The sequence below is a fragment of the Trichothermofontia sp. genome (assembly GCF_053493415.1).
The window spans coordinates 1-25,335 of sequence record NZ_JBRCAD010000035.1 but is presented as its reverse complement, the minus strand read 5'-3'; the positions used below and the strand labels follow the sequence as shown (position 1 = coordinate 25,335).

General features: G+C 53.2%; 21 protein-coding genes and 1 rRNA gene. 17 read left to right on the top strand and 5 right to left on the bottom strand.

All coding sequences use genetic code 11. From position 1 onward, the window contains the following. Nucleotides 1-23: 23 nt before the first annotated feature. The 9 genes from rrf to ACWIUF_RS03490 all read left to right on the top strand — a co-directional run bounded on the left by rrf (nt 24) and on the right by ACWIUF_RS03490 (nt 13,562). A 5S ribosomal RNA gene (gene rrf, locus ACWIUF_RS03530) occupies nt 24-141 on the top strand. A 547-nt stretch (nt 142-688) separates the two neighbouring features. Further along, nucleotides 689-1,516, top strand: coding sequence for a 4-hydroxy-tetrahydrodipicolinate reductase (gene dapB / locus ACWIUF_RS03525; protein WP_448570836.1), 828 nt, complete (start codon nt 689-691; stop codon nt 1,514-1,516). A gap of 32 nt (nt 1,517-1,548) precedes the next feature. Continuing rightward, nucleotides 1,549-2,241 carry a phosphate ABC transporter permease gene (locus tag ACWIUF_RS03520; RefSeq protein WP_448570835.1) on the top strand — a complete coding sequence of 231 codons (693 nt, stop codon included), beginning with the start codon at nt 1,549-1,551 and terminating at the stop codon, nt 2,239-2,241. Between the two features lie 499 nt (nt 2,242-2,740). Beyond that, on the top strand, nt 2,741-4,507 hold the full coding sequence (mrdA, locus tag ACWIUF_RS03515) for a penicillin-binding protein 2 (protein WP_448570834.1): 1,767 nt from the start codon (nt 2,741-2,743) through the stop codon (nt 4,505-4,507). Between the two features lie 79 nt (nt 4,508-4,586). Next, complete coding sequence (locus tag ACWIUF_RS03510; protein ID WP_448570833.1) at nt 4,587-6,905, top strand: SLC26A/SulP transporter family protein; 2,319 nt, start codon at nt 4,587-4,589, stop codon at nt 6,903-6,905. A 116-nt stretch (nt 6,906-7,021) separates the two neighbouring features. Next, nucleotides 7,022-7,816 carry a TauD/TfdA family dioxygenase gene (locus ACWIUF_RS03505; RefSeq protein WP_448570831.1) on the top strand — a complete coding sequence of 265 codons (795 nt, stop codon included), beginning with the start codon at nt 7,022-7,024 and terminating at the stop codon, nt 7,814-7,816. A 324-nt stretch (nt 7,817-8,140) separates the two neighbouring features. Beyond that, complete coding sequence (uvrC, locus tag ACWIUF_RS03500; RefSeq protein WP_448570838.1) at nt 8,141-10,141, top strand: excinuclease ABC subunit UvrC; 2,001 nt, start codon at nt 8,141-8,143, stop codon at nt 10,139-10,141. A gap of 486 nt (nt 10,142-10,627) precedes the next feature. After that, nucleotides 10,628-12,127, top strand: coding sequence for a glycosyl hydrolase family 57 (locus ACWIUF_RS03495; protein ID WP_448570830.1), 1,500 nt, complete (start codon nt 10,628-10,630; stop codon nt 12,125-12,127). A 235-nt stretch (nt 12,128-12,362) separates the two neighbouring features. Then, the gene (locus ACWIUF_RS03490; protein WP_448570828.1) at nt 12,363-13,562 is read left to right on the top strand and encodes a M20 family metallopeptidase; all 1,200 of its coding nucleotides are present in this window, start codon (nt 12,363-12,365) and stop codon (nt 13,560-13,562) included. 199 nt (nt 13,563-13,761) lie between these two features. Here the strand turns inward: ACWIUF_RS03490 and ACWIUF_RS03485 are convergent, their stop codons facing one another. After that, a complete protein-coding gene (locus tag ACWIUF_RS03485) occupies nt 13,762-14,817 on the bottom strand; it encodes a hypothetical protein (protein WP_448570827.1) in 1,056 nt (351 codons plus the stop codon). Nucleotides 14,818-15,180: 363 nt separating this feature from the next. Between ACWIUF_RS03485 and ACWIUF_RS03480 the strand changes: the two genes are divergently transcribed. From ACWIUF_RS03480 to ACWIUF_RS03450, 7 genes are all read left to right on the top strand, one after another. Further along, entirely contained in the window at nt 15,181-15,795 is a 615-nt protein-coding gene (locus ACWIUF_RS03480) for a CDP-alcohol phosphatidyltransferase family protein (protein ID WP_448570826.1), read from the top strand. After that, complete coding sequence (locus ACWIUF_RS03475) at nt 15,786-16,751, top strand: phosphatidate cytidylyltransferase (RefSeq protein ID WP_448570825.1); 966 nt, start codon at nt 15,786-15,788, stop codon at nt 16,749-16,751. The genes ACWIUF_RS03480 and ACWIUF_RS03475 overlap by 10 nt, the downstream gene beginning before the upstream one ends. Beyond that, nucleotides 16,748-17,407, top strand: a complete 660-nt coding sequence (locus ACWIUF_RS03470) for a lysophospholipid acyltransferase family protein (protein WP_448570824.1) — start codon at nt 16,748-16,750, stop codon at nt 17,405-17,407. Before ACWIUF_RS03475 ends, ACWIUF_RS03470 begins: the two co-directional genes overlap by 4 nt. Before the next feature lie 166 nt (nt 17,408-17,573). Next, nucleotides 17,574-18,560 (top strand): class I SAM-dependent methyltransferase family protein, encoded by a 987-nt coding sequence (locus ACWIUF_RS03465; protein ID WP_448570822.1) that lies wholly within the window; start codon nt 17,574-17,576, stop codon nt 18,558-18,560. Between the two features lie 67 nt (nt 18,561-18,627). After that, complete coding sequence (locus ACWIUF_RS03460; protein WP_448570821.1) at nt 18,628-19,590, top strand: NAD(P)-dependent alcohol dehydrogenase; 963 nt, start codon at nt 18,628-18,630, stop codon at nt 19,588-19,590. Between the two features lie 505 nt (nt 19,591-20,095). Continuing rightward, nucleotides 20,096-20,620, top strand: a complete 525-nt coding sequence (locus ACWIUF_RS03455; RefSeq protein ID WP_448570820.1) for a DUF4168 domain-containing protein — start codon at nt 20,096-20,098, stop codon at nt 20,618-20,620. After that, complete coding sequence (locus ACWIUF_RS03450; protein WP_448570819.1) at nt 20,617-21,435, top strand: alpha/beta fold hydrolase; 819 nt, start codon at nt 20,617-20,619, stop codon at nt 21,433-21,435. Before ACWIUF_RS03455 ends, ACWIUF_RS03450 begins: the two co-directional genes overlap by 4 nt. A gap of 178 nt (nt 21,436-21,613) precedes the next feature. Here the strand turns inward: ACWIUF_RS03450 and ACWIUF_RS03445 are convergent, their stop codons facing one another. The 4 genes from ACWIUF_RS03445 to ACWIUF_RS03430 all read right to left on the bottom strand — a co-directional run bounded on the left by ACWIUF_RS03445 (nt 21,614) and on the right by ACWIUF_RS03430 (nt 24,329). Beyond that, nucleotides 21,614-21,889 carry a DUF1816 domain-containing protein gene (locus ACWIUF_RS03445; RefSeq protein ID WP_448570818.1) on the bottom strand — a complete coding sequence of 92 codons (276 nt, stop codon included), beginning with the start codon at nt 21,887-21,889 and terminating at the stop codon, nt 21,614-21,616. Between the two features lie 124 nt (nt 21,890-22,013). Then, nucleotides 22,014-23,222 carry a 23S rRNA (guanosine(2251)-2'-O)-methyltransferase RlmB gene (rlmB, locus tag ACWIUF_RS03440; RefSeq protein WP_448570817.1) on the bottom strand — a complete coding sequence of 403 codons (1,209 nt, stop codon included), beginning with the start codon at nt 23,220-23,222 and terminating at the stop codon, nt 22,014-22,016. Between the two features lie 177 nt (nt 23,223-23,399). Beyond that, nucleotides 23,400-23,816: a Mini-ribonuclease 3 gene (locus ACWIUF_RS03435; protein ID WP_448570816.1), complete on the bottom strand. Its 417-nt coding sequence runs from the start codon at nt 23,814-23,816 to the stop codon at nt 23,400-23,402. 174 nt (nt 23,817-23,990) lie between these two features. Next, a complete protein-coding gene (locus ACWIUF_RS03430; protein ID WP_448570837.1) occupies nt 23,991-24,329 on the bottom strand; it encodes an STAS domain-containing protein in 339 nt (112 codons plus the stop codon). A 289-nt stretch (nt 24,330-24,618) separates the two neighbouring features. Between ACWIUF_RS03430 and ACWIUF_RS03425 the strand changes: the two genes are divergently transcribed. Continuing rightward, nucleotides 24,619-25,335: Rpn family recombination-promoting nuclease/putative transposase (locus ACWIUF_RS03425; protein ID WP_448570815.1), on the top strand; the 717-nt coding region annotated here is incomplete at its 3' end.

The following is a 25,335-nucleotide window of genomic DNA, read 5'->3' as shown; positions in this document are numbered from 1 at the left end:
CTGTACACACTCATCCCAGGCTTGCTGGTGATTATGGCGGAGTGGTCCCACACCGAATCCATCCCGAACTCGGTGGTGAAACGCTCCTGCGGCGAAGATAGTTGGAGGGTCGCCTCCTGCAAAAATAGCTCATCGCCAGCTTAATACTCGCAAAGGGGGAGCTTTGCTTTGGCAAAACTCCCCCTTTGCGCTTTTAAATCTATTCCTTGGCCAATTGATACAGCACTTCCATGTCTGGCGAGGTACAGACCAGGGGCTTAAGCCCCTGGTTCACAAGGCTTGACAGGCCTTCATTAGAGAGGTAAGGGATGTATAATATTTTTCAATCTTCTGTCTTTCACTAAGTTGAAAAAGCTTTATCCATTGGGAGAAATAAGATGTGAACAATAGTCCGGGCAATTTTCTAGGCAATCGCTGCAACCAGTGCCCATTTCTTGTTGGTTTAACTGCCGTGAAAAAGGGCTGAAACCTGTATTCTCTCACTGACTGTCAAGGGCACCTCGATAATATGGGATGGGCATTTGTATTGCTCTAACCGACAAGATTGCGTTGCCTACGAGTGCAAGCTTTGTATTTTTCAAGGTGCCCTCAGAAACCGCCTGAAGTGTTGGATTTTAAAAATTTAAAAAATAAGGTTCAACAATTGATCTATTCTGGAAGACTAACGAGATAATCCAAGCAGGGTTCCATGACGAATGCCTCTCCAATTCCTGTAGTAATCGCTGGTGCCGCTGGCAAGATGGGCCGTGAAGTGGTCAAGGCGGTGGCCCACGCTGAGGATATGACGCTGTTTGGCGCGATCGAACATCGGGCGGATGTGCTGGGTGAGGATGTGGGGATCTTGGCTGGGATCGGTCCCCTGGAGGTGCCATTGACCAACGATCTACAAGGGATGCTGGTGTTGGCGGCGCAGGAAAAACAGCCAGCAGTGTTGGTGGATTTTACCCATCCGGACGCGGTCTATGAGCATGTGCGATCGGCCATTGCCTATGGAGTACGGCCTGTGGTGGGGACGACGGGCCTGAGCGTAGCCCAATTGCAAGAATTAGCCGAGTTTGCGGAAAAGGCCAGTATTGGCTGTGTGGTTGCGCCTAATTTTTCGATCGGTATGATCCTGCTGCAACAGGCAGCGGCCCAGGCCAGCCAGTATTTTGACCATGTCGAAATTATTGAGCTTCATCATAATCAGAAAGCGGATGCCCCCAGTGGGACGGCGATTCAGACGGCGCAACTGTTGGCAGAACTGGGTAGGACCTATAACCAGGCGATCGTGACGGAAACCGAGAAACTGCCAGGGGCGAGGGGCAGTCTGGCGGCGGAGGGGATTCGTATCCATAGTGTGCGCCTGCCGGGATTAATTGCCCACCAAGAGGTAATTTTTGGTGCACCGGGGCAAATTTATACCCTGCGCCATGATACGACCGATCGCACATGCTTTATGCCTGGTGTCTTACTAGCCATTCGCAAGGTACTGCCCCTAAAATCGTTAGTCTATGGCCTTGAGAAAATTCTCTAGAGCCAACAGCGTTCTTTCTGGCTACGGCAACCATGCTGATCCCGCTGACGCGTAAAACCTTTGAGAACCTGATTCCCCTTTTAGCCACGGGGGCACAGTATGTCTATTGCTGGGGCAAGGTACCGGATTTACTGCGTCGCCTGCTCATTTCTGTCGTGGGCGGTTTGATGATTGTCTTGGGACGCATTTTTTTGAGTGAACAGGTAACAGCAAGTATTCTCCCGTTTACGATCGGGGCCATTATTGGCTTCTACTGGCTGTGGGCACCGGTCTATGCGGCCTACCGTCGCAATGCGGAATATCGTAAGTTGCCCTACTGCGGCTTTTGGCAGGGGGAGGTACTAGACGTATTTGTGACGGAGGAGTTAATTGGTAAGGAAGAAACAGTCAACAATAAGGGCGAATTAGTAATTGTCGAAAACCGAGAACGACGCCTGAACCTTGAAGTGGGCGATGAAACGGGTTTCCGGGCACGATCGCAGGTGCCCCTGAAGCGCGCCCATAAAGTGATTCGACCCGGTCAAATAGCGGAAATGTTGGTGTTATCGGGGCGCCCAGATTTGAGTCGAGTGGCAAAGATTTCGGATATTTATATCCCTAGTCATGATCTTTGGGTGAGTGACTATCCCTATGTACAGCGGGATGCGTTTGTGGAAGTGAGTCGTAAGTTAGCCCAGTCGCCGCGTCGGGCACGGGATTGGAATGAGGAGGATGAGGGGTATTAGTGCCCCCCACTGGGTCGTATTTACCAAGTTACAAGTTCACCCCCCCGCAGTCGTGTGGAGGTCGAAGCTAGGCTGGAATTGGCGGGAAGCACCGTGGCAAAACTTAATATAAAACTCACCCTGCTCACCGAGGCAAGTCGGCTACACTAGCCAATAGACAGGGCCACTCTTGAGGGTGGCGGGTTTAACTGCTCACTCTTGAGGTGATGCGATGATCTTGATGATGTCGCGATTGACGATCGGCACTCGCAGCATCACTGGCAGGAGATCAGCAAGGGCTTTCCCGGTCCGTGTGGGATCTCAGGGATTCCGGTACTAGGAAGCTTGAGAATGGTTGGTTTTCCAGGAGCAGCCAGCAGCCTTTGGGCTGAGCAATGTAAAGTATCCGGATCTGCGTCAGGGTTAGTCGGAAAATTCGAGAGGCTAGTAACTGACTTCCGCCTTAATTCCCTTTTTTAATTCCTCAAGTTTTACCCTCCTTATTGTCAGGTTTCCAGGTATGGCTGGCGAATTTTCAATTGCATCTAAAGCCCGCACAACAGTCTCATTACCAGAGCGCACCTATCAGGCTGCCCTGCTCATGATGCTGGTTACGACTCTATTGTCAGTCGCCGGATTTCGTCTATGGCAATTACAAATTGTCCAGGGGAATACCTTTCGCAATCAGGCCGAGGAGAACCGAATTCGATTGATCCCCGTCCCTGCCGATCGCGGTCTCATTGTGGATCGTCAGCAAGAATATTTAGCGACTAATCGGTTATCACGGGCTGTTTATTTATGGCCCCGTGCCCAGTCACCCGAACAATGGCAAGCGATCGCCTTTCGTTTGGGGAAAATCCTATCTATTCCTACGGTAGAAATCCTGGAAAAGCTTTCTGAAGTGGGATATCAATCAGCCATGCCCATTCGGATCACGCGGGATCTGAAACCTGCGCAATTTGTCAGTTTGGCAGAATACGCCGAAACCTTACCGGGGGTAGAAGTTCAGGCAGAATCTACCCGGAATTACCCACACCGTACCGTTGCTGCCCATGTCCTGGGTTACATTGGCGAAGCGAACGCCGCCGATCTGCGCGCGCATCCGGAATACCCAATGGGGATGATTGTGGGCCAGATGGGGATCGAGCGCTCGGCCAATGCACACTTGGCGGGGAAATGGGGGAATCGTCTGATTGAGGTCAATGCCAAGGGTAAGGAATTGCGAGTGTTGGGGATCGATCCCCCCCAAGGCGGTGCCCCCCTACACCTAACGCTGGATCTGAAGATGCAACGCGCCGCTGAACAAGCCCTAGGGGGCCGACGGGGGGCTGTGGTTGCCCTGGATGCCCGGACAGGAGCTGTGCGGGTATTAGCTAGTTCCCCTAGCTTTGATCCCAACCTTTTCACGAAGCGTATGACGGCGGCCCAGTGGCAGTCTTTGCAATCTGCCGATGAACCCCTCCTCAACCGGGCACTACAAGGCTATCCCCCCGGCAGTACCTTCAAAATTGTCACGTCGGTTGCTGGGATGATGTCGGGTAAGTTTTCACCCCAGTCCCTGGTGGGAACCAGTTCCTTTATTACCGTTGGGGGAATTCAGTTTTGGGAGCATAGTGGCGGTTATGGCACAATTGGCTTTCGTGATGCCCTTGCCTATAGCAGTAATACCTTTTTTTACCGAGTTGGGATGGCAGCGGGGCCGGAACAGATTGCTAAATGGAGCCGCGAATTGGGGATTGGGACCACCAGCCTGACACGCTTGGGCCTTGATGGCGGAAGTTCGGGTTCCATCCCCACGCCAGCGGAGAAGGAAAGCCTCTACGGAGAACCCTGGTATGCTGGGGACACGGTCAGTATGTCGATCGGGCAAGGGTTAGTGCTTGTCACCCCGTTGGAATTGGCGGTGATGGTGGCGACGATCGCGAACGGTGGTGCCCGGGTACAGCCTCACCTATTGACCGCTCAAACCCAGCAATCGGAATGCCAACCCTTAAAAACGGCGATCGCGCCTGAAGTTATTGCCGTCATTCGTGAAGGGCTGATTGACACCGTGCGGAAAGGGACAGCTCGCCGCCTCAACGATGGTTCAATCCCCTTGACGGGGGGGAAAACAGGGACAGCGGAAGTGCCGGGTGGCCAGAGATCAAATGCCGTCTTTGTGGGCTTTGGTCCAGCCAGTAACCCGGAACTGGCTGTGGCTGTGGTCGTGGAGAATGGGGGGTATGGGGGGGCAACCGCTGCCCCGATCGCCTTGGCTGTCTATCGGGCTTACTTCGGCAAGGTCTAGGCGGATGGTCAGCAGCTTTGCTGGGGAAGCGGTATGATGCCTAGCGTTGGCATGTTGTGAACTTTCCGGTGAGTGAACCGTGCTAAAACTGTCCCTCACGACTTTTTTCTCGAACCTCTGCGCGGGTTTGATTTCGGGCTTGGTGAATATTACCTATAGCCTTTCCTATGCGGCCCTGATTTTTCCGGGTGAGTTGTCGCAATTCCTCCCCTTTGGCATCACCTCTACCCTGATTACGGCTTCCCTGACGGGAGCGATCGTGGCTGTGCGCAGTTCACTGCCCTTTATTATTTCAGGACCCGACTCCAATGCCGCAGCGATTTTAGCCGTCATTGTCGCCACGATCGCCCAGAACTTGACGGCACAGGAAGCCAGCTTATTATTCCCAACCATTTGGTTAACGATTATTCTGACGACCACCTGTACGGGCCTCTTCCTCTGGATGTTGGGGCGACTCCAACTAGGGCGCTTTATTCGGTTTATTCCCTATCCCGTGGTTGGCGGCTTTTTAGCCGGATTAGGTTGGCTATTTGCCCAAGGTTCGTTCACGGTGATGACAAATATGCCGTTACGGCTGTCCAATTTTGTCGATTTTTGGCAACCAACTATCCTCCTACTTTGGCTACCAGGGGTGTTCCTGGGGATTAGTCTCCAGATTGTCCTCTATCGGGTTAAACATTTTCTGACCTTTCCGGCTATCCTCCTAACAGCGCTGGGGTTCTTCTATATTGGCCTTGCCCTAACCAACACCTCTTTTGATCTGGCGAGGGACTACGGCCTGCTCTTCTCAAGCCTCACCGCTGGGGGCATGCACCACTTGCCCCAACTCTCCCTGTTATTTAATGCCGATTGGTCTACCTTAGGGCTGCAGTTTCAAAGTTTGATTACTTTGCTTGCGATCGTCCCCATTACCATTCTGCTGAATGCCACGGGGTTGGAGATGGCAACCCAAACTGATGTTGACCTCGATCAGGAGTTGGAAACAGCCGGTATTGCCAATGTGATGACGGGACTGTGTGGTGGTATTGTTGGACATTTTTCCATTAGCCGTAGTTTACTGAACTATGCAGCGGGAGGCCGCGATCGCAGTTCGGGGCTGGTGGCCGCGCTCTTCTGTGCTCTATTTCTTTTGTTTGGCACAACCGTTCTCAACTATTTACCCAAGTTCCTCTTCGGCGGTTTGCTTTTTTATCTGGGTATTTCTCTACTCATTGAATGGGTCTATCAGGCATGGTTTCGGCTATCGCATCTAGACTATGTTCTTGTGTTGATCATGCTGTTAACGATCGCTCGTTTAGGACTGTTAGAAGGGGTGGGTCTTGGTTTATTAGTTGCCTGTCTCCTGTTTGTGGTCAATTATAGTAATCTGCGCGTGATTAAAAATGTTTTCTCAGGCAATATTTATAAAAGTAATTTTGAGCGCTCCTTTCATCAGAAAAAATTACTCAAGGAACATGGTGATGAAATCTGTATCATTCGGCTTCAGGGTTATATCTTTTTTGGAACCGCCAATAGTTTGCTAGAGTATATCCGCGATCGGTTGGAAGATACCACACAAACCAGCTTAAAGTTTCTGATTCTGGATTTCTTTCTCGTGGGTGGCCTGGACTCATCTGCTGCCGTCAGTTTTCTTAAAATCAAGCAATTAGCCTATAAGTCTGCGACAACTGTCATCTTTACCAGTTTGACGCCTCCGATCGCGGCCCGCTTATATGAGTCAAAAATTATTGATTCGGAAGAATTAGTCAGCGTCAGCGAGCCAGAAGGCAGTGCTGAGGAACCGAAGGCAAATCTAGATTTAAGCACAGGGATCACGAAACGATCGGCCACCCCACCAGAACCCCAGGTTGCCGAGACAAGCCGGACCGATCGCGTCATGGTTTTCCCTGATCTCGATCGGGGGGTTGAGTGGTGCGAGAACCAAATTCTGAAATTAACGACCTTTCGTCGCAAACGCTTTATGCCCCTCTCGATTCAATTGGAGCAATTTTTCCCGGTTCCAGAACGGGTCTCAAAATTTGTCTCCTATATGAAGCGCTCTCAAACTCAAGCGGATTATTGCCTATTTAAACAAGGTGATATTCCCGATGCCCTGTATTTTATTGAGTCAGGTCAAGTTTCGCTGATTCGTGAGTTACCGGATGGTCAAACCGAACGAATTGGTACCTTTGGGGAAGGCACTGTCCTGGGTGAAGTTGGCTTCTATAGCCAGACGCCCCATCCAGCGACTGCAATCACCGATAGTCCCTGTCGTATCTATTGCCTCTCCCATGCAGTCCTTGAAAAAATGCAACAGGAAGATCCCCAAATCCTCGCCGCCTGCCATCAGTTGATTGCCCAATTCCTAGCCGATCGGGTCATTGATGCCGATGAAAAATCAAAAATCCTGCGCCAGTGATCAATACCTACCCGTGACCGCCACCGAGTGGTCTTCCCCAATCCTGTAAGACAGTTGTTAGGATAGGAGCAATTGAAATTCCATGTATTGACTGCATTGACTAGGAGTAGCCCGTTATGGTGATTCGTGATGACGATCGATATTACTTACAGTCCCCTTCGGTCAGCGCCCTGACCCCCTCCCAAGCAATCGAGATGATGACCCGCTTTGAGCAGTTTGGCTTCGTCATTCTCAACTGTGAACCGACTCCACACTTAAAACAGGACTTTGTCCAATTAGCGCAATATTTTGGCAAGATTATCTCCCACAACCAATCAGATGAGCTGGGGATTTTACCGATCACTCTATTGCCCGACTATCCGGATTATGCGAATACTCAGTGTGATCACTTAGCGCTGCATACAGACGGAGCCTTTGAAACAGTTCCCCCTGCCGTGATGGCGATGCAATGTGAAATTGCTGCGATCACGGGTGGTTTAAGTTGTCTAGTCGATGGTTATGACCTTTATGAGTATCTCCTTCAGGTTGATCCGATAGGGCTACAATATCTATTTGAACCGGATGTTTTTCACATCCAACGGGATAACCAATCAGCACAACGGGCTATTTTCTGGCACGATCGTCATGGGCGATTAAAAATCGCTTTCCGCTCAGATACTGTTGCCAAAATCAGTGTTAAACCCCATGCCCAACCCGTCTTTGAACGCATTAAGCAATTCCTGGCCGATCGCGCTAATCAATTCCAGTGGCATCTACAACCGGGGCAGATTTTGATTTTTGATAACACGCGGATGTTGCACGGTCGCACCGCATTCTCCCCCAGTTCCAAACGACGGATCAATGGATTATGGTTCGATGGCCAGCCAGTCAAGGATGCAGTCCCCCACCGGTATGCGACCTCTAGCCGCTAGCAACCTGACGGTCACGATTGTCCATCTCTTGTTGGTTTTAGACCTTGTCGGTTTTAGAGACGGGGGGGATTCTCCTGACAGCACTGCCATACTCGGTGAGGTACAGGCAAGGGGCTTAAGCCCCTTGTTCGCAAGGCTTGACAGTACTTCATTGGAGAGGAAACAACTGTATGACCCCCAATTGAAGAGCGATCGCATCCTAAACGCATTTCCCTAGCTAGCAAGCAAATGCCCCGTGACCCCAATCATCTTCCAGCCCAAGACCTCCACCGAACTGAGGCGATCGGGCACAGCCCCCAACAACCGCAAGGCGGCCAGGGCAAGATGCCGCCCGCAACGGTTCTCATCCAAGATCCGACCCGTTTAGAGGCACGCCTTCGGGAGATTCCGGCGGAACCCGGTGTGTACCTCATGCGCGATCGCGACGATCGCATCCTTTATATTGGCAAGTCCAAAAAACTACGCACACGGGTCCGGTCCTATTTCCGGGAAGGTCAACGCCACTCGCCTCGGATCGAGTTAATGGTCCGCCAGATCGTCGAGATTGAGTTTATTGTCACCGACACTGAAGCCGAGGCCCTCGCACTGGAAGCCAATCTGGTCAAGCAGCACCAACCCCACTTCAATGTGCTGTTAAAAGATGATAAAAAGTACCCCTATTTATGTATTACCTGGTCTGAGGATTATCCCCGGATCTTTATTACCCGCAAGCGGCGCTTGGCGCACGCCCGCGATCGCTACTACGGCCCCTATGTGGACACCCACACCCTGCGTAGTACCCTCCATTTGGTTAAACGAATTTTCCCCCTGCGGCAACGGCCCCAACCCCTATTTAAGGATCGACCCTGTTTGAACTACGATATTGGGCGCTGTCCGGGCGTTTGCCAGCGGTTAATTTCCCCAGAAGCGTATCGTAAAACGGTACACAAGGTGGCGATGGTGTTCCAGGGGCGATCGTCAGAATTAGTCGATAACCTGACCCAGCAAATGGAGCAGGCCGCTGAAGCCCTCAATTTTGAACTTGCCGCTAAACTGCGGGATCAGATCACGGCCCTGAAATCCCTCAATGCCGAGCAAAAGGTGGCTCTGCCCGACGATACCGTCTCCCGCGACGCGATCGCCCTTGCCACCAATGGGGAGTATGCCTGCATCCAACTCTTCCAAATTCGAGCCGGACGCCTAGTCGGACGCTTGGGCTTTGTTGCTGAAATCCCGGCGGCTCCCGTTAGCGTTACCCAGCCAGAAACCGCCTCTTGTGGGATAGGCGTCTCGTCTGTCTCGCCCGACCCAACCCCGCCAGACGATATCAACCCAACCCTAGTGACGCCCCCAGAAGCCGGGATGATCCTGCAACGGGTGCTAGAAGAACACTACCAAACCGTTGATCCGGTCGAAATTCCCGCTGAAATCCTGGTCCAGCACGAACTCCCAGAAACCGAGATGCTAGCGACCTACCTCAGTGAGATCAAAGGACGCAAAGTCACGATCGTTGCCCCCCAACGGCAAACCAAGGCCGAACTGATCGAGATGGTGGAACGCAACGCCGCCTATGAATTGGAACGCACCCAAAAGACCCACGATCGCACTCTGCAAGCCCTCCAAGACCTAGCCGAAATCCTTGACCTGCCCAGCTTACCTCACCGCATCGAAGGGTATGACATTTCCCATATTCAGGGATCAGATGCTGTTGCCTCCCAGGTCGTCTTTATCAATGGGCTACCCGCTAAGCAACACTATCGCCATTACAAGATTCAAAATCCCCACGTCAAGGCTGGCCATTCCGATGATTTTGCGAGCCTCGCGGAGGTGATCCGGCGACGCTTTCGTAAGTATGGCACCCAGCCAGACCTCCGAGGTTTCCAAAACCTCGGAGGTCTGGCAGATTTACCGGATTTGGTGATGATTGATGGGGGCAAGGGACAACTCTCGGCGGTGGTGACTGTCCTGCGGGAATTGAATTTGCTGGGTGACCTGCGGGTGGTGAGTTTAGCCAAGCAACGGGAGGAAATTTTCTTACCCGGAGAATCCTTACCCCTGGCGACACAGCCCGATCAACCAGGAGTACAACTCCTGCGGCGGTTACGGGACGAAGCCCACCGATTTGCCGTGAGTTTCCATCGCCAGCAACGTAGCGATCGCCTGCGCCGATCGCGCCTGGATGACATTCCCGGCCTGGGGTTTTATCGCCAAAAACAATTGTTGGCCCATTTTCGCTCGATCGACTATATTCGCGAGGCTAGCCCAAGCCAATTAGCAGAAGTTCCCGGTATTGGCCCGCGCCTTGCCCAAGAGATTTATCACTATTTTCATCCCCAAAACACTTAAAACTTAAAGACACCTCGCAAAATCCCCCTTTGTGTAACTATATCCCCACAATCATAAGGAGTTGAGGCGGGCGGCTCCGCTGTCTGGCTCCATTAGTCGAGGTTTCCTGATAAGCGATCCAGAGAAGCTATCCACAATATTGAACCCCATTCAATCTGGAAGGGATAGCGGCTACATAGAACGGCTACATTGAACAACGGTAAACACCGTCAACCCATCACCTAAGGCATGGCTTGCGCCCAAAAGGGTGTTGAGCGATCCTGGCATCCCTCCTAGGGTAGAAAGGAGGCGGTGAGGGTAACATTCAGCTTGAGATTGTAGCGAAATCTAGATTTTTATTGCGTTTAATGTAAAAACTTGCCATGTCCTTGATATTACTTATTGAAGTGTAAACCAATTGCCCGAAGCGAGTGGGCTATTATTTGACCGTAGTTTCATTGAGATGTGGCGAGGAGTGCCTGCTCAACGACGATCGAGGAATCTTTTATGATTGCGACTGCTCCTTCTGGAAATCGGCTCAATTTAGACGCCATGCGGTTTGGACGCCCCAATATTTGTGGTTGGGAAGCGGATATCCAAGCCCTTGTGCAGCATAATGATCCGATTTTTGCTCCCTACTCCAACATTAATCTGGATCAGGTCACGGCAGCGTTTGCCTGTGCCTTGCACATGCACCAACCGTCGATTCCAGCCGGAGCGCATGGTGAGGTGATTTGTAACCTGCAATATATGTTTGAACACCAGGGGGAAGGCGATAATCACAACGCCGGTACCTTTGCCTGGTGCTATAGCCGGATGGGGGACTTTATCCCCGAAATTGTCCATAACGGTGGGAATCCCCGCATCATGTTGGACTACTCCGGCAATTTGCTCTGGGGACTCCAACAAATGGGACGGGATGACATCCTCAACAACCTCAAACGCATTACCTGTGATATCACCTATCACCCCTACGTGGAATGGTTAGGGACGATGTGGAGTCACGCCGTTGTCCCCTCGACGCCAATTCCCGACATTAAATTGCACATGCTGGCATGGCAACATCATTTTGCGGCGATTTTTGGCCAGGATAACCTCCGTCGAGTCAAGGGGTTCTCGCCACCAGAAATGCATCTCCCCAACCATCCTGACACGCTCTATGAATACATCAAAGCGCTGAAGGAATGTGGCTATCGCTGGCTGATGGTGCAAGAACACTCGATCGAGCGTCTGGATGGCTCTGGCCCCCGCCATGAGGATAAATATGTCCCGAATCGTCTCGTGACGCGTAACTCCAAGGGTGAGGAGATGAGCATCACGGTTCTGATTAAAACCCAGGGGTCCGACACCAAATTGGTCGCTCAAATGCAGCCCTACCACGAGGCCAAGGGACGCGGGCGGCAGCAAGTGGGCAGCCATGAGGTGCCCTCCTGTGTTACTCAGATCGCCGATGGCGAAAACGGCGGTGTGATGATGAACGAGTTTGCCCGCAACTTCCACAGCCCTTGGTACGAGACGAAGGATAATGGCCGGGGGGCAACTGGTGTCGTGGGTCTCAACGGGACGGAATATATTGAACTCCTGGAAGCCAAGGGTGTGAAGCCAGAGGATTATCCCGTGTGTCAAGCAGTGGGGCAACACAAAATCTGGCAGCGGGTTAACCCCGATCGCGCCACTCCTGAAGCCGTTGCCAAGGCGATCGCGGAGTTACAAGCAACCGATCACTCCTTCCACATGGACGGAGCTTCCTGGACCAATGACTTGAGTTGGGTGAAGGGGTATGAGAATGTCCTGGAACCCATGAATCAATTAAGTGCGATGTTCCACCGGAAGTATGATCCCCTGGTGGCGAAAGATCCAGCCGTTACCCAGAGTCCTGATTATCAGGAGGCGCTGCTCTACAACCTGTTAGTGCAGACGAGTTGCTTCCGCTATTGGGGCCAAGGCGTTTGGACGGACTATGCCCGTGAACTGTACCGCCGGGGTGAGGAAATCCTGAAGCGTTAGGCTAGCGGCGATCGGGCCATGCCGGTTCCGATTGAATCAGACTTACGAGGTGGGTTGTTGGACAGCCCACCTTTTGCATTGATCTGCTATTGATCCCTGTGACTGGGGGAAAATTGCTGATCGCAGCCCAGTGTGAGGGTCTGACCACACGCCCCCTGATGGCCCATGATTAAAATAAGGCTGTGAACAACTGTAAGGTTGTTTTTGGCCCGTGATCGCCTTTCTGGGTAGCCCTGTGTTGAACCAAATCAAAGCCCTTGCTGAAGACTTTGCGCCCCGTCTGATCGAAATTCGTCGCCATCTCCACAGCCACCCGGAGCTGAGTGGGCAGGAGTACCAAACTGCCGCCTATGTGGCCGGGGTATTGTCCTCCTGCGGTCTCCATGTGCGCGAAGCCGTCGGGAAAACCGGAGTTGTGGGGGAACTTAAACGGGGAGAGGCCCCCCCCCAGTGGTTAGCCATCCGGACAGATATGGATGCTCTACCGATTACGGAGCATACGGGCTTGGAATTTAGTTCGCGCCAAGCGGGGGTGATGCACGCCTGCGGTCACGATGTTCACACAACAGTGGGCCTGGGTACGGCAATGGTATTGGCGGGTTTGGGCGATGAGTTTCAGGGGGCGGTGCGCTTTTTGTTCCAACCAGCGGAGGAGATCGCCCAGGGGGCAGGCTGGATGATCGCCGATGGCGTGATGCAGTCGGTGGCGGCCATCCTGGCCTTGCATGTGTTTCCCAGTATGCGCGTCGGCACGATCGGGATTCGCTATGGGGCCTTAACCGCAGCGGCAGATGATTTGGAGTTGACGATTATTGGCGAGTCGGGGCATGGTGCCCGTCCCCATGAGGCGATCGATGCCATTTGGATTGCCTCCCAGGTCATTACCAATTTGCAGCAGGCGATTAGCCGCACCCAAAACCCGTTGCGCCCCGTCGTGTTAACCATTGGCAAAATTAGCGGTGGGCGGGCACCTAATGTGATTGCGGATGAGGTGAAAATGGTGGGGACGGTGCGATCGCTCCATCCGGAAACCCATGCCCAGTTGCCCACCTGGATCGAGCAGATTGTGGCCAGTGTGTGCCAATCCTATGGTGCCCGCTACGAGTTGAATTATCGACGGGGGGTACCCTCCGTACAAAATGATCCGATGTTAACCCAGTTGTTGGAGTCGGCGGCCAAGGATGCCTGGGGACCGGACCCGGTTCAGCTATTGTTAGAGCCATCCCTGGGGGCAGAGGATTTTGCCCTATTCCTGGAACATGCTCCCGGCACAATGTTTCGCCTGGGGGTGGGCTATCCTGATCGGCCCAACCATCCCTTGCACCATCCCCAGTTTGAGGTAGACGAACGGGCGATCGTAACTGGGGTTGTCACCCTGGCCTATACGGCCTGTCAGTACTGGCGGCAAGTGTTGGAACACGCGGCGGCTGGATAAGTGACACGGGAAAAACCGAGGGCAGCACACTATGCCTGATGCAACGTTAATGATGTAACATTCGTCGTGCTGGTTCTAGCCGGGAAGGACTAAAGTTTATAGCCATCGTCATTCAGGTTAGGACAAGAGGCTTAAGCCCCTTGTTAATTAAAGCCTTTGCAATGTCCTAATGAGTGTGACCAACCTCAACCCCCGGCTCCTAAGCGTTAGGGTGAGGGGAAGCAGTTTGGGCGATATCTAGGGCGAGGAAGCGATCGACCGCTTGGTACATCCAGTAAACCGCCAGCTTCGGGTCCGTACTGGTTTTCTGAAAGCCCAACAGATGCCCTAGTTGCTCATAGCTGGGATGAATGATCAGGGTATACATATCCCACAGGTTGGGGAAATCCACGCGCATTTGCCGTAGGGTTTGCTGAGCATCTTGTAGGAATGGCGCTTGGGCCTGTTGCTGATAGGCTGGCTCAATCATCCAACTGCGGACAAACACGGATCGACAGGTGAGGTCGCCTGGGGTTGCTAGCCGAAAGGGATCAACCTCAGTTACCCGGCTTAAATGGAGGCCATGACTGGGTGGATTGAAAAATTTGATTTCCGATTCACGTTGGGTAGGATACAACACATAAAACCCCACCGGATTTTGGTTATCACAACGGCGCAGAACTCGCATTCCTGTACTGTATTGACTGGCCCAATCCCGCAGAATATTGGCAATACGATAGGGGATGGCATCTGTATTGGCATTTAACCAGTTGTAGTTACTCGCTAATAGATTGGCGATCGGGACCGCATCACTGCGTAAATCAAAGGCATCTGGCCGAACGACCGCGGTTGTGGTTGGTTGGGCTGGCACTAGCAGTTCGGGTAGGGGCTGCACAGCAATTTGGGTTGAATTGCCATCAAAATATCGCCGAATTAGCCCCAGGGCTACTAGCTTGTCTAACATCAGGCCCGCTGCCCGATCGCTCCCCCGATCACGATCGCCATAGAACAGGGCGGCGGCTTCCCGGCAACTACAGGCTACCCAACCATCGGGCACGGTTAAAGCAGTAAACGGTGGATCTACAGTCACCTGGCGCAGTTGGTGATCCTTGAGGCAAACATACAACCAGAGGCGCAAAAAACACTCTGCTCGCCGCCGGGTCATCCCGATCCTGGACATCAGGAGGGTCAGGTATTGCTGATATAGGGGCAGGGGCAACCACTGGTGGATCTGTTCCGCTAGCCATTCTGGGAGTAACGGGTCAAGTTTGGGCATGGGGTTTTGCTCCTTCCTCTCCACTATATCCTGCCCAATGATGCCAAAACTTCGCCCAACTTCGTCTAACTTCTTAAGGCCGACATACCCTCATTTTCAATACACCGCTAGCGTTTGCATGATGGGGGTAAGTATTGGCAGCTAGGAAGCCAAATCTCAAGCCCGCTAGACACACGAATACCCAAAAACATACCCATACATAAAGCAATAGGTTTGCTTGACAGGACGGATGGGTTCTGTAGTTACTCATTGGTGGTGGGTGGATCAGTTTAAGCAGTGTCACAGTGCTCTAGGTACGGTCAAAATTACCTTCCTAAAATCGTGGATATTCAATCGTGGATATTGGAGTTCCTAACTTAGCTTATGTTGACGCTTTATCAGATTAAACCCGCTTTTCAACGGTTCCTGCGTCCCCTGGTAGACCTGTTGGCCCAGTGGCCGATTTCCCCGAACCAAATCACGATCGCGGCCCTGGGACTGGCCAGTATGACTGGACTCGCGCTTGCCTATTTCCCCCAATCCTCTAGCCTTTTATTAGCCTTGCCCATTGTGTTGGCGATACGCATGGCGCTGAATGCGATCGATGGCCTGTTGGCCCGTGAGTATCACCAAACGACGCCCCTGGGTTGTGTGCTGAATGAACTGGGGGATGTGCTGGCCGACGCCGTGCTGTATTTACCCTTTGGCCTGATCCCAGGAATTGCGGCCCCGTGGATTGTCACGATCGTGGTGTTGGCGATCATCACTGAAATGGTGGGGGTTCTAGCCTGGGCAATGGTGCAGCAGCGCAGTTATGCCGGTCCAATGGGCAAAAGCGATCGGGCCTTAGTCTTTGCCCTGGTTGCCCTGGGGTTGGGGCTGGGCCTCCAACCATCGGGGTGGCTAACGGGGGTTTGGTTAGGGGTCGTCGGTCTGCAAGTCTGGACGATCGTGAATCGCGTTCGGGTCATTCTCCAGGAGGTCCCCCCATGTTCGTAACTCTTCCCCCGCCTGTCCTCTTCACCTTGGCAGGCATTTATGGACTATTGGTGTTAGCAACTTTAGTGGTCTATAGCCTTGCAGCCTCTCGACCCCATCAGGATTTTACAGAATTGAAAGATCGGATGCGATCGTGGTGGCTGATTATTCCAGTCTTCACCCTGACCCTCATCCTTAACCGCACGACTTCACTCATTCTCTTTGCCTTGTTCAGCTTTCTGGCTCTCCGGGAATACCTTTCTCTGATCCCCACCCGTCAGGCCGATCGCCATGTCCTTATTTGGGCCTATTTTGCCATTGCCCTCCAGTATTTTTGGGTATTGATTGGCTGGTATGGCATGTTTCTAATTTTTATCCCGATCTATATGTTTTTATTTCTACCCATGCGTATGGTCCTCATTGGTGAAACCCAAGGTTTTTTACGCGCGATCGGAACCCTACAATGGGGATTGATGTTAACGGTTTATACGATTAGTCACTTGTCCTATTTATTACGTCTAGCGCCAACCGAATCGACATCTATCGGTGCAACGATCGGGGGGGTTGGCTTGCTGCTTTATTTAGCCACATTAACAGAGGTCAATGATATTGCCCAATATGTGTTTGGTAAGTGCCTAGGGCGTCATGCCATCATCCCTAAAGTCAGTCCTGGAAAAACCGTGGAAGGGTTCTGTGGTGGCCTGTTAACCACAACGGGCCTCGCGATCGTCCTAGCGCCCTGGCTAACCCCGTTCAGTCTGCTCCATGCCGCCTGCCTTGGTTTATTGATTAGTCTCACGGGTTTCATTGGCGATGTTACTGTTTCCGCTTTGAAACGGGACCTAGGGATTAAAGACAGTGGCACCCTCCTACCCGGTCACGGGGGCATTTTAGATCGCATTGATAGCTTAACCTACACGGCTCCTCTCTTCTTCCATTTCACCGCTTACTTTTACTACCCAGGGCAGTGGCTATGAATCGGACCAGTTACCCCCTCCTCAAAACCCTCTTCTTTCTCTGTATCGTGCGGCCCCTAGTCTATTGGATCTTAGGGTTGCAGATTCAGAACCGCGATCGTCTACCCCGTGATGGTCCTGCGATTCTCGTTGCCAATCACAATAGTCATCTCGATACTTGTGTGCTCATGTCCCTGTTCCCCATCGCTAAACTCTCCCAGGTGCGCCCCCTTGCAGATGAGCAGTATTTCCTCAAACAAAATCGCTGCCTTGCCTGGATGGCTCGCCATCTTTTTGAGATTATTCCGGTCACCCGTACCCCATCAGAGACACGTCAACAACTAGCCAGTCAACGTGCTTTTCTCAAAACCTGCCAGGTTGCGCTCGAACAACAGAATATTTTGATTCTCTATCCCGAAGGCAGTCGAGGTGAACCTGAAAAAAGTAGCGAATTCAAAAGTGGGATTGCCCACCTAGCTAAACAACATCCCGATGTCCCCATTATTCCGATTTATCTCCAGGGCCTTGGCAAAGCTCTCCCCAAGGGTGATCCCCTCCTCGTTCCCTTTCTCTGTCACGTCTATATTGGCGAACCCCTATACTGGAACGGCCCTAAACAAGCATTTCTCGATCGTCTCAGCGATCGCATCTATGCCCTAGCTCAGCAGTCGGTTTAAGGAAGGAGAAATTGTGATTAAAACTGCAACCTGAACAAGAATGTCCTGACTATTTGACTAGTATCTTTAGATTAGTAGTGACAACTTTCGTCGTTAAATGATCAGGATCTAATTTTTCAAGGAAGCGCCAAGTACTCAGATCTTTGCCATTCATAACCTTGTAGAGATGATTATGAAAAATCAGTCCTCAAGTAACCCAAAATCAATAGATACTCGCAACTCTCCAGAGGTTAATATGCACAACCCATCTGTAACTAGCCCAACTCCAATCAGCCCGACTCTAATCAATCAAGCTACCATCAGCCAAGTGACTCCTACCTATGAGTCCCTCCGCAAGTCATTACCCTTTTGGCATCCCAAAAGTTGGTACTACCATTCACTGCGGCTGGGTTTGAAAACCGTGGGACAACTGTCGAATGGTATTCGCTTGGGGTTTCGCTATGGCTTTGATTCCGGTGTCATGCTGGAGTATGTCTATCGCAACCAACCGCAGGGCATTACCCCTATCGGTAAAGTCGTCGATCGTGTCTATCTCAATACCCAGGGTTGGCAGGGTATTCGCCTACGTGGCCAATTACTCCAGCGCATTCTCTATCATGTTTTAGGCACGTACCAACACCAGAACATTCCCTGTGTTTTGCTCGATGTTGCTTGCGGCGGTGGTCGCTATGATTTGGAGGTTCTACAGCACTTTCCACCGGGTAGGATAACCGCTATCTTGCGAGATTATAAGCCTGAAAATGTGGCTAAAACCCGTGAACTGGCTACCCAATTGGGTTTGCGTGTAATCGTGGAACAGGCCGATGCCTTTAGTGATGCCGATCTCGATCGCGTTCAACCGCCGCCTAATGTTGTCGTGGTTTCCGGGTTACATGAAATTTTGCCAGATGATGCCCTGATTCAACAGCATTTCCACCAACTCTATCGCCGGATGGCCAGCCCGGGTACGCTCATTTTCACGATCCAGCCGCACCATCCCCAGGTGGAATTAATCGCCCGGACCTTACCCGCGCATACCGGGGAATTGTGGGCCATGCGCTTGCGCCCCTGGGAACAAACCCGGCAGTGGGCTGAGGCGGCTGGCTTCCGCAACTTGCGCGTTTATCCGGAACCCACCGGCATTTTTGGGGTGGTCACGGCGGAAAAGCCCTGACACCACGGTGCTCAAAACTGAGCTACCCTACAATTGAGGGGCGGGTATACCGAATCTAGGTTCAATCATGTACGCGATCGTCATTAACCGCTATGGCCCACCCTCGGTGCTAGAACAGGTCGAGCTTGAGCAACCTCAACCGCAGCCGGATCAGGTTTTGGTTCGGGTCCATGCCAGCAGTGTCAATCCCGTCGATTGGAAGGTACGATCGGGGGCTATGCGGCTCCTCACGGGCTGCCGCTTTCCCCTACGGTTAGGGTGTGACCTTGCGGGTATTGTGACCGCCGTGGGGCATCAGGTTACCCAGTTTCAGCCGGGGGATGCGGTCTATGGGCAAACCGGGATCTGGCAGCGGGGAGCCTATGCGGAATGGGTCGCAATTGCTCCCACCCTGCTGGCTCCCAAACCCCAGAACATATCCCTGCTGGCGGCGGCAACGGTTCCCCTGGCAGGACAAACTGCCCTACAAGCCTTGCGGGATCATGGGCGCTTACAGGCAGGACACTCCGTGTTGATTAACGGTGCTGCGGGGGGCGTTGGCAGTTTTGCAGTCCAGATTGCCAAAGTCTTGGGCGCAACCGTCACAGCGGTATGCAGTCGCCGTCACCTGGACCTCGTGGCAGATTTGGGGGCCGATCGCGTCATTGACTATACCCAACAAGACGTTACCCAACTCAGCGATCGCTACGATCTCCTGTTTGACACGGTCAGCCGCCTTCCCTTTAGCCGCAGTCGCCATTTGTTGAAGCCCCAGGGTGTTTATGTGGCCCCCTTACCTGGCATACCCGGACTCGGCCCCCTCCTCACCAGTGTTGCTACTCACCTTTTACCTGGCAAGCGGGCTATCCTGATGGCTGAGCAACCGAATGGCCAGGACTTACAATCCTTAACCACTTGGATTGAGGCGGGGCAAATACGGACAATTGTCGATCGCACCTATGCCCTAGCCGATCTGGTTGCTGCCCATGCCTACAGTGAACAAGGACATACGTGCGGGAAAATTGCAATCGCGATCGCTGCGCCAACCTAAATGGGAATGGGAGCGATCTCCCGACTGCCTACCCCGCAATACCCTGAAGGTCGTGACTGCCAATATCGGTCAATTACAATGATTAATGACAATAGCTATATAATGCAGCAACAGCACCCGACCGATCGCGATGCAAATTCCCCTTATTGCTGAGACTAGGTGAAGTTGGACTCATTGAAAAACGATTGTCACAATCAGTACCAAAGCTTCCAGTTTTTAGGACGAGGAATAATGACGCGCAATCAAGGTGAGTGCTGCTACTGTTAAACGAGACCAACGAGACACATTCACGCGGAAATCGATAAATAGACCTCCTTCTTATTCGTGAATCGATCGTTTTCTACATCTGAAGCTTTTAGCTTCTACGGTTAACTTATCGCAAATTGAAGCTTCAGGATCGCGATCGCGATGAAAATTCACACTTGTTGTAAAGTTGTTTTACGTTGACTCTTTTTAACCCGTCTCCGAACGGGAAGCTGTGTGTTTGTGGTCGTTCGTGGCATCTATGCAATCTAAACCGTTCTGGCGTCAACCGCCCTGTTTTCTCAGACTTCCCGATCGCGGCAGACAAAGCCTGCGCAAACTGCTGGTCGGCAGTTTTGCCATACTGATGAGCCTAGTCGGACTGCTTCCCATCACCACCGGCATGACGCCAGCCTTGGCCTTCGCCCAACCCCAGGTTCTCCAACCGGAGAGCGCCCCCGCCGCCGCGACCGTTACCCCGCCCAATCCGAATCTCTCGACGGGGATTGACAGTGATGACATTTCGGCGGAAAAGGTGAATCAGTTCATTCAGGCCTATCTACAGGTTGTTGCCCTGATTGATCAACGGCAGGCCGATCTCCAGGGGGCAGACAGTGAGTTGGAATCCCTGCGGGTACAACAGGAAATTGAGGCCCAAGCCCAAGCCCTCATCCGTCAGGCAGGGTTAATGCCCTCCGAGTACCTTCAGCTTCTAAACCTGACCCACCTGGACCCAGAGTTTGGTGAGCGGGTGGTTCTCCAGATCCAGGAGCAAGCCAATCCGTGAAGACGCCGTTAGCGGTGGTGGCGCAAGGGGCAGGCCCACCGATCCTGTGTTTACATGGTCATCCTGGCTCTGCTGCCAGTATGGGGGTGTTTACCCACCACCTGGCCCCACACTTCCGCACGATCGCGCCCGATCTCCGGGGCTATGGTCACAGCCAAACCCGACACCCCTTTGCGATGACTGATCACCTTGCCGATCTCGAAGTGTTGCTGGCCCAACAGGGGGAAGCGTCCCTGGTCCTGGGTTGGTCCCTGGGGGGGATTCTGGCCCTGGAGTTGGCCCTGCGGGTACCCGATCGCGTGCGGGGACTGATTCTGATTGCCTCAGCCGCCTGCCCACGGGGCAATCACCCAGCCGTGACCGGAGCCGATCAGGTCTATACGGCGATCGCTTCGCTGCTTAATCTCCTCAAACCGGGCTGGCAATGGAATATCCAAACCTTTGGCCAGCGATCGCTCTACCGTTACCTATTACGGCAACATACGCCCCAAGCTTACCGCTATCTCGCTCAGGTGGGCACCCCGGCTTACCTACGCACCTCCCGTTTCGCCAACCAGGCGCTCCAGACAGCCCTCCGCCAAGGCTACGATCGTCAAGCGGATCTGGCCCGAATTACCTGTCCTTGTCTGGTGATGGCGGCTCGCCACGATCGCCACATCACTGCTGCTGCCAGCCATGCCACGGCCCAAGCCCTGCCCCAAGCCACCTGGCACCTCTATGAGGACACCGCCCATCTCTTCCCGTGGGAAATTCCTGATCAGGTTCTTGCCGATCTCGATCGCTGGTTAATTCAACACCAGTTTCGGGACGATTAGCCAGCTCACTAGTCATATACCGTAGAGGCGAGGTGACGGCAGAGATAATGGGCCTTGGCACCGACTTCGTGGCAACCCCAACATAACTGCGAGGGTGGGGGCTGGTGACGGGTTTTTGCCCACCCACCCCCGCCACTGTGGTGACGAGAAGCGACTGAATTGCCTGCTTGATCAAACGTTAAGCGCTTAAGAGGCAGGAAGGATCACGGCGGTTTGTCTCTTCCTCATCCTCACAAATGGTTAAGTCATCGGGCTTGCAACGCTTGATGGTCACGACAATGCCGTGTGCCCCTTCCTGCTCCAAATCCTCGATATAGCCCCGCTTTTCCGCACGGGCTTCCTCTTCATGGGTGAAGGGACCAAAGTAGTAGGTACAACGCGGAAATTCCGTTGTGATCTCAATCCACCAGGCGAGGCCAACTGCCTGAAGGAGATTAACCAGAAGATTATTCATAAGCGTTGCTAGGTTTGTGGAGGGTTGTCGGAGTAGACCAGGAACCAGGAGGAGGGATATATAAAGCCAGTTCGAGGCGGTTACCCTAGCCGGTTGGCGAATGGTACCGACTCATGTCTTCTTGTTACATTTCTTTTCCAGATATTACCGTTTTCTCAGTTCCGGTGAGTTTAAATTGGTGTAGTTGATGGGTGTTGGCCCACCGTTGGCGATAGGTTTCGTAAAGGGTCATGGCGGCAGCGATCGCGGCATTCAGGCTGGGGATCTTTCCTTGCAGCGGGATCGAGACCAGCTCATCACAGTACCGCTGGGTTTGTAAACTCAGCCCATTGGACTCGGAACCAATCACTAGGACGATCGGTCCGGTGAGCGATACCGTGTGCAGAGCGCGGCTGGCGGTGGCAGACGTTCCATAAATCCAAAATCCAGACGCTTTGAGGGTTTCCAAGGCACGGCTCAAGTTCACGACCCGCGCCACTGGGAAAGTTTCCAACGCCCCTGCGGCAACCTTCACCACGGCTGAGGTGATTCCCACCGATCGCCGTTGTGGCAGCACCAATCCCTGGGCACCCAGTGCTTCCGCTGTCCGGATAATGGCCCCCAAGTTATGCGGGTCCGTGAGGCTATCGACCGCCACCAATACGGGTTGCTCTGAGGCGGCTTTCGCCTGGGTGATGAGGACATCTAACTCTAGATAGGCATAGGGGGCCACTTGGGCCGCCACCCCCTGATGGTTCGCGCCCGCCGTTAAATAATGTAGCCGTTGTGGCTCCACTTCATCCACGATCGCCCCGTCGGCTTTGGCCTGTTGTAGCAAGCTGTGGAAGCGGGGATCGTAGCGCAGACGAGGCGTAATCCAGACCCGATTCAGGGTTCGCCCCTCCGCCAACGCGGCCAACACCGGATGGCGTCCGTAGATGAGATCCGTATCGTTCCCATTTGGCTCGTTCCCATCGGTCTCTTCGTTCCCATTTGTGTTGTTCCGCCGATCGGTGGGAGGGGGTAGGGCAGCCGTGGCTGCGATCGCCAGGGTTTCAGGTGCAGCTAGAGATTCAGGAATCGGTATCTGCTTGCGAACGGGGGCGGGCTGGGCGGCTCCGCTCCGGATAATGGGGCGATCGCGCTGTGGACGATCACTGGCTGACTCACGGCTACGATCGGGATGATTGCCCCGTCCCTGACGCCGTTTGGGGTGAGCTGGCCGCTGCCCAAAGGCATCACTCCGCGCATCCCCCGTGCGACGGCGCGGACGACTGCTCCCCGCTTCCGATCGCGGGCGGGTGGGGCGGCTAGGTTTAGAGGCGGGTCGAGGAGTACGCTTAGGGGTCGCCATACTGGTTTCAGGGGATAGGGAAGTGGATCGTGGATAGTGAGATGGGGGGTGAATCGTCGCCAGCAACCGGTAATCAAGGGACCTTATCCCTGGGGTTCATCCCGGCGGTGCCGACGCCAGCTCGGTTACCTCGCTAGTCATGGCACTGTCAAGATCGGGAGAGGCGGCGGGATAATGCTAATGGCGGCTTGGCCCTAGGGGCAACCGTGACAGCAGGTGACCAAGGCGTTGGGGGTTGGTCAGATAAAGGTAACCGATCAACGCCTCAAAGCCCGTTGCTTGTTGATAAATTTCGGGAGCAATGGGACGGGATCGCTTGCCGGTTGCATTACGCCCCCTTCTCACGATCGTCTTTTCCGCCTCCGTGAGCTGAGCCTCCAACTGCTGCAGGTGTTGAGCCTGGGTTTCGGCCCGCACCTGGTGCACAACAGCTTGATGGTAATCCTGAATGCGCTTGGCAGGGAGTAGGTAGGCGCGGCGAATATACAGTTCATAAACCGCATCCCCTAGATAGGCAAGGGCAGCTGGCGACAGTTGCTCGACCTGTGGGCGGGCTACGGATGCACTAGGATAGTGACCTTGTCCCCAAGACATCAGTGATGCCTCCAACCTGGGAGCACCGTCAGCTATCGGATTCGCTGTATCTACGCCCTCGTGATCATCGGCATTTGTTCGTGTCACAGGCGTCCACAGGCCCACACTCTCATCATCGCACCATTGTTCAGAGCTAGGTAGCGGCTAGAGTTAAATCTTAAGATTGACTGATGCTTAAGATTGACTGATGCCCGCGATCGCCGCGTCGATCGACGGTTGCAGGATTAGGTATTTATCCAGGCGAACCAGCTTCATCGTTTGGGTAACACGCGGATTCGCAATAATTTGCAGGCTGCCATTGAGGCTCTGGGCTTTCTTAAACAGTTGCACCAGGGCGCCTAAGCCGGAACTATCCACAAAGTCGATCTGGGATAGATCGAGAACCAAGTGAATCGGCCCCTCTTCCAGACATTTATTAAAGACCTTGCGAAAGGCTGGTTCAGAAAAGGCGTCTAATAACCCGGTCAGGCGGAACAGTTGGTAACCTTCCTTAACTTCACGGGTGCCTCTCAGACTGACGGTTAGGGTGAGTGGCTCAGGAATAGGACGCTCCTCGTAACTACAAACAACAACCTTGGGAAAACAACCTTGAATCGGAGTTCGACGGTACAGTATAGGCTATCACAGCACCCCAGACAACTAGCAAGACGAAAAATTGCATAGTCCACAGGACTTCCCTAACTCACCTCCGCACAGATCACGTTTTTTCATTGATTAAGATCACAAAACAGCGTCGGCGACCCCCGATCGTTGAGATCTGAGTGATCCGTTGGGCGATTGTCCCTTATGGCAGCATCAGCCTATGTATGACAACGTTTGCAAATTCTTAGTTGAAACCTATAGCCAAGACTTTGCTCAATGGTTACTAGGGGAGGCGATCGGCCTGACCCAACTAAGTCCATCGGAATTGTTGGTGGAACCCATGCGGGCGGATGCCCTGATTTTGCTTATGGCGGCACAACAGGTGCTGCACCTGGAATTCCAAACCGGTCCTAAGCCCAATATTCCCTACCGTATGGCCGAGTATCGCCTCCGGGGCTATCGCCGCTTTCCGGACAAATCCATGCGCCAAATCGTGATCTACCTCAAACCCACCCGTTCCCCATTGGTTCAGCAAACGGTTTTTGAAATTCCCGGTCTGCGCAGCGAGTTTGAGGTGATCCGCCTTTGGGAAGGCGATCCCGACGACCTGCTACCGTTTCCCGGCTTGTTACCCCTGGCGATTCTGTGCCGCAGTCCCGACAGGCCGCAGACCCTACACCAAATTGCCCAACGGATCGACACGTTTTCCGATCCCATCGTCCAGCGTAACGTCACCGCCGCCACCGCCATTTTGGCCGGTTTAGTATTGGAGAAGGCCGTCATTCAGCAAATCTTGCGGGAGGAGATTGTGAAGGAATCCGTGATCTATCAAGACATCCTGAGCCAAGGGCTACAACAGGGACTACAACAGGGGTTACAGCGGGAGAGGGCTTTGGTGCAGCGGCAGCTACAACGGCGGTTTGGGGATCTTGACGCA

Bases quoted from the DNA above. Each gene is read 5' to 3' on its own strand.
- dapB (WP_448570836.1), top strand. From the start codon at position 689: ATGACGAATGCCTCTCCAATTCCTGTAGTAATCGCTGGTGCCGCTGGC.
- ACWIUF_RS03520 (WP_448570835.1), top strand. From the start codon at position 1,549: ATGCTGATCCCGCTGACGCGTAAAACCTTTGAGAACCTGATTCCCCTT.
- mrdA (WP_448570834.1), top strand. From the start codon at position 2,741: ATGGCTGGCGAATTTTCAATTGCATCTAAAGCCCGCACAACAGTCTCA.
- ACWIUF_RS03505 (WP_448570831.1), top strand. From the start codon at position 7,022: ATGGTGATTCGTGATGACGATCGATATTACTTACAGTCCCCTTCGGTC.
- uvrC (WP_448570838.1), top strand. From the start codon at position 8,141: ATGCCGCCCGCAACGGTTCTCATCCAAGATCCGACCCGTTTAGAGGCA.
- ACWIUF_RS03495 (WP_448570830.1), top strand. From the start codon at position 10,628: ATGATTGCGACTGCTCCTTCTGGAAATCGGCTCAATTTAGACGCCATG.
- ACWIUF_RS03485 (WP_448570827.1), bottom strand. From the start codon at position 14,817: ATGCCCAAACTTGACCCGTTACTCCCAGAATGGCTAGCGGAACAGATC.
- ACWIUF_RS03480 (WP_448570826.1), top strand. From the start codon at position 15,181: ATGTTGACGCTTTATCAGATTAAACCCGCTTTTCAACGGTTCCTGCGT.
- ACWIUF_RS03475 (WP_448570825.1), top strand. From the start codon at position 15,786: ATGTTCGTAACTCTTCCCCCGCCTGTCCTCTTCACCTTGGCAGGCATT.
- ACWIUF_RS03470 (WP_448570824.1), top strand. From the start codon at position 16,748: ATGAATCGGACCAGTTACCCCCTCCTCAAAACCCTCTTCTTTCTCTGT.
- ACWIUF_RS03465 (WP_448570822.1), top strand. From the start codon at position 17,574: ATGATTATGAAAAATCAGTCCTCAAGTAACCCAAAATCAATAGATACT.
- ACWIUF_RS03460 (WP_448570821.1), top strand. From the start codon at position 18,628: ATGTACGCGATCGTCATTAACCGCTATGGCCCACCCTCGGTGCTAGAA.
- ACWIUF_RS03455 (WP_448570820.1), top strand. From the start codon at position 20,096: ATGCAATCTAAACCGTTCTGGCGTCAACCGCCCTGTTTTCTCAGACTT.
- ACWIUF_RS03445 (WP_448570818.1), bottom strand. From the start codon at position 21,889: ATGAATAATCTTCTGGTTAATCTCCTTCAGGCAGTTGGCCTCGCCTGG.
- rlmB (WP_448570817.1), bottom strand. From the start codon at position 23,222: ATGGCGACCCCTAAGCGTACTCCTCGACCCGCCTCTAAACCTAGCCGC.
- ACWIUF_RS03435 (WP_448570816.1), bottom strand. From the start codon at position 23,816: ATGTCTTGGGGACAAGGTCACTATCCTAGTGCATCCGTAGCCCGCCCA.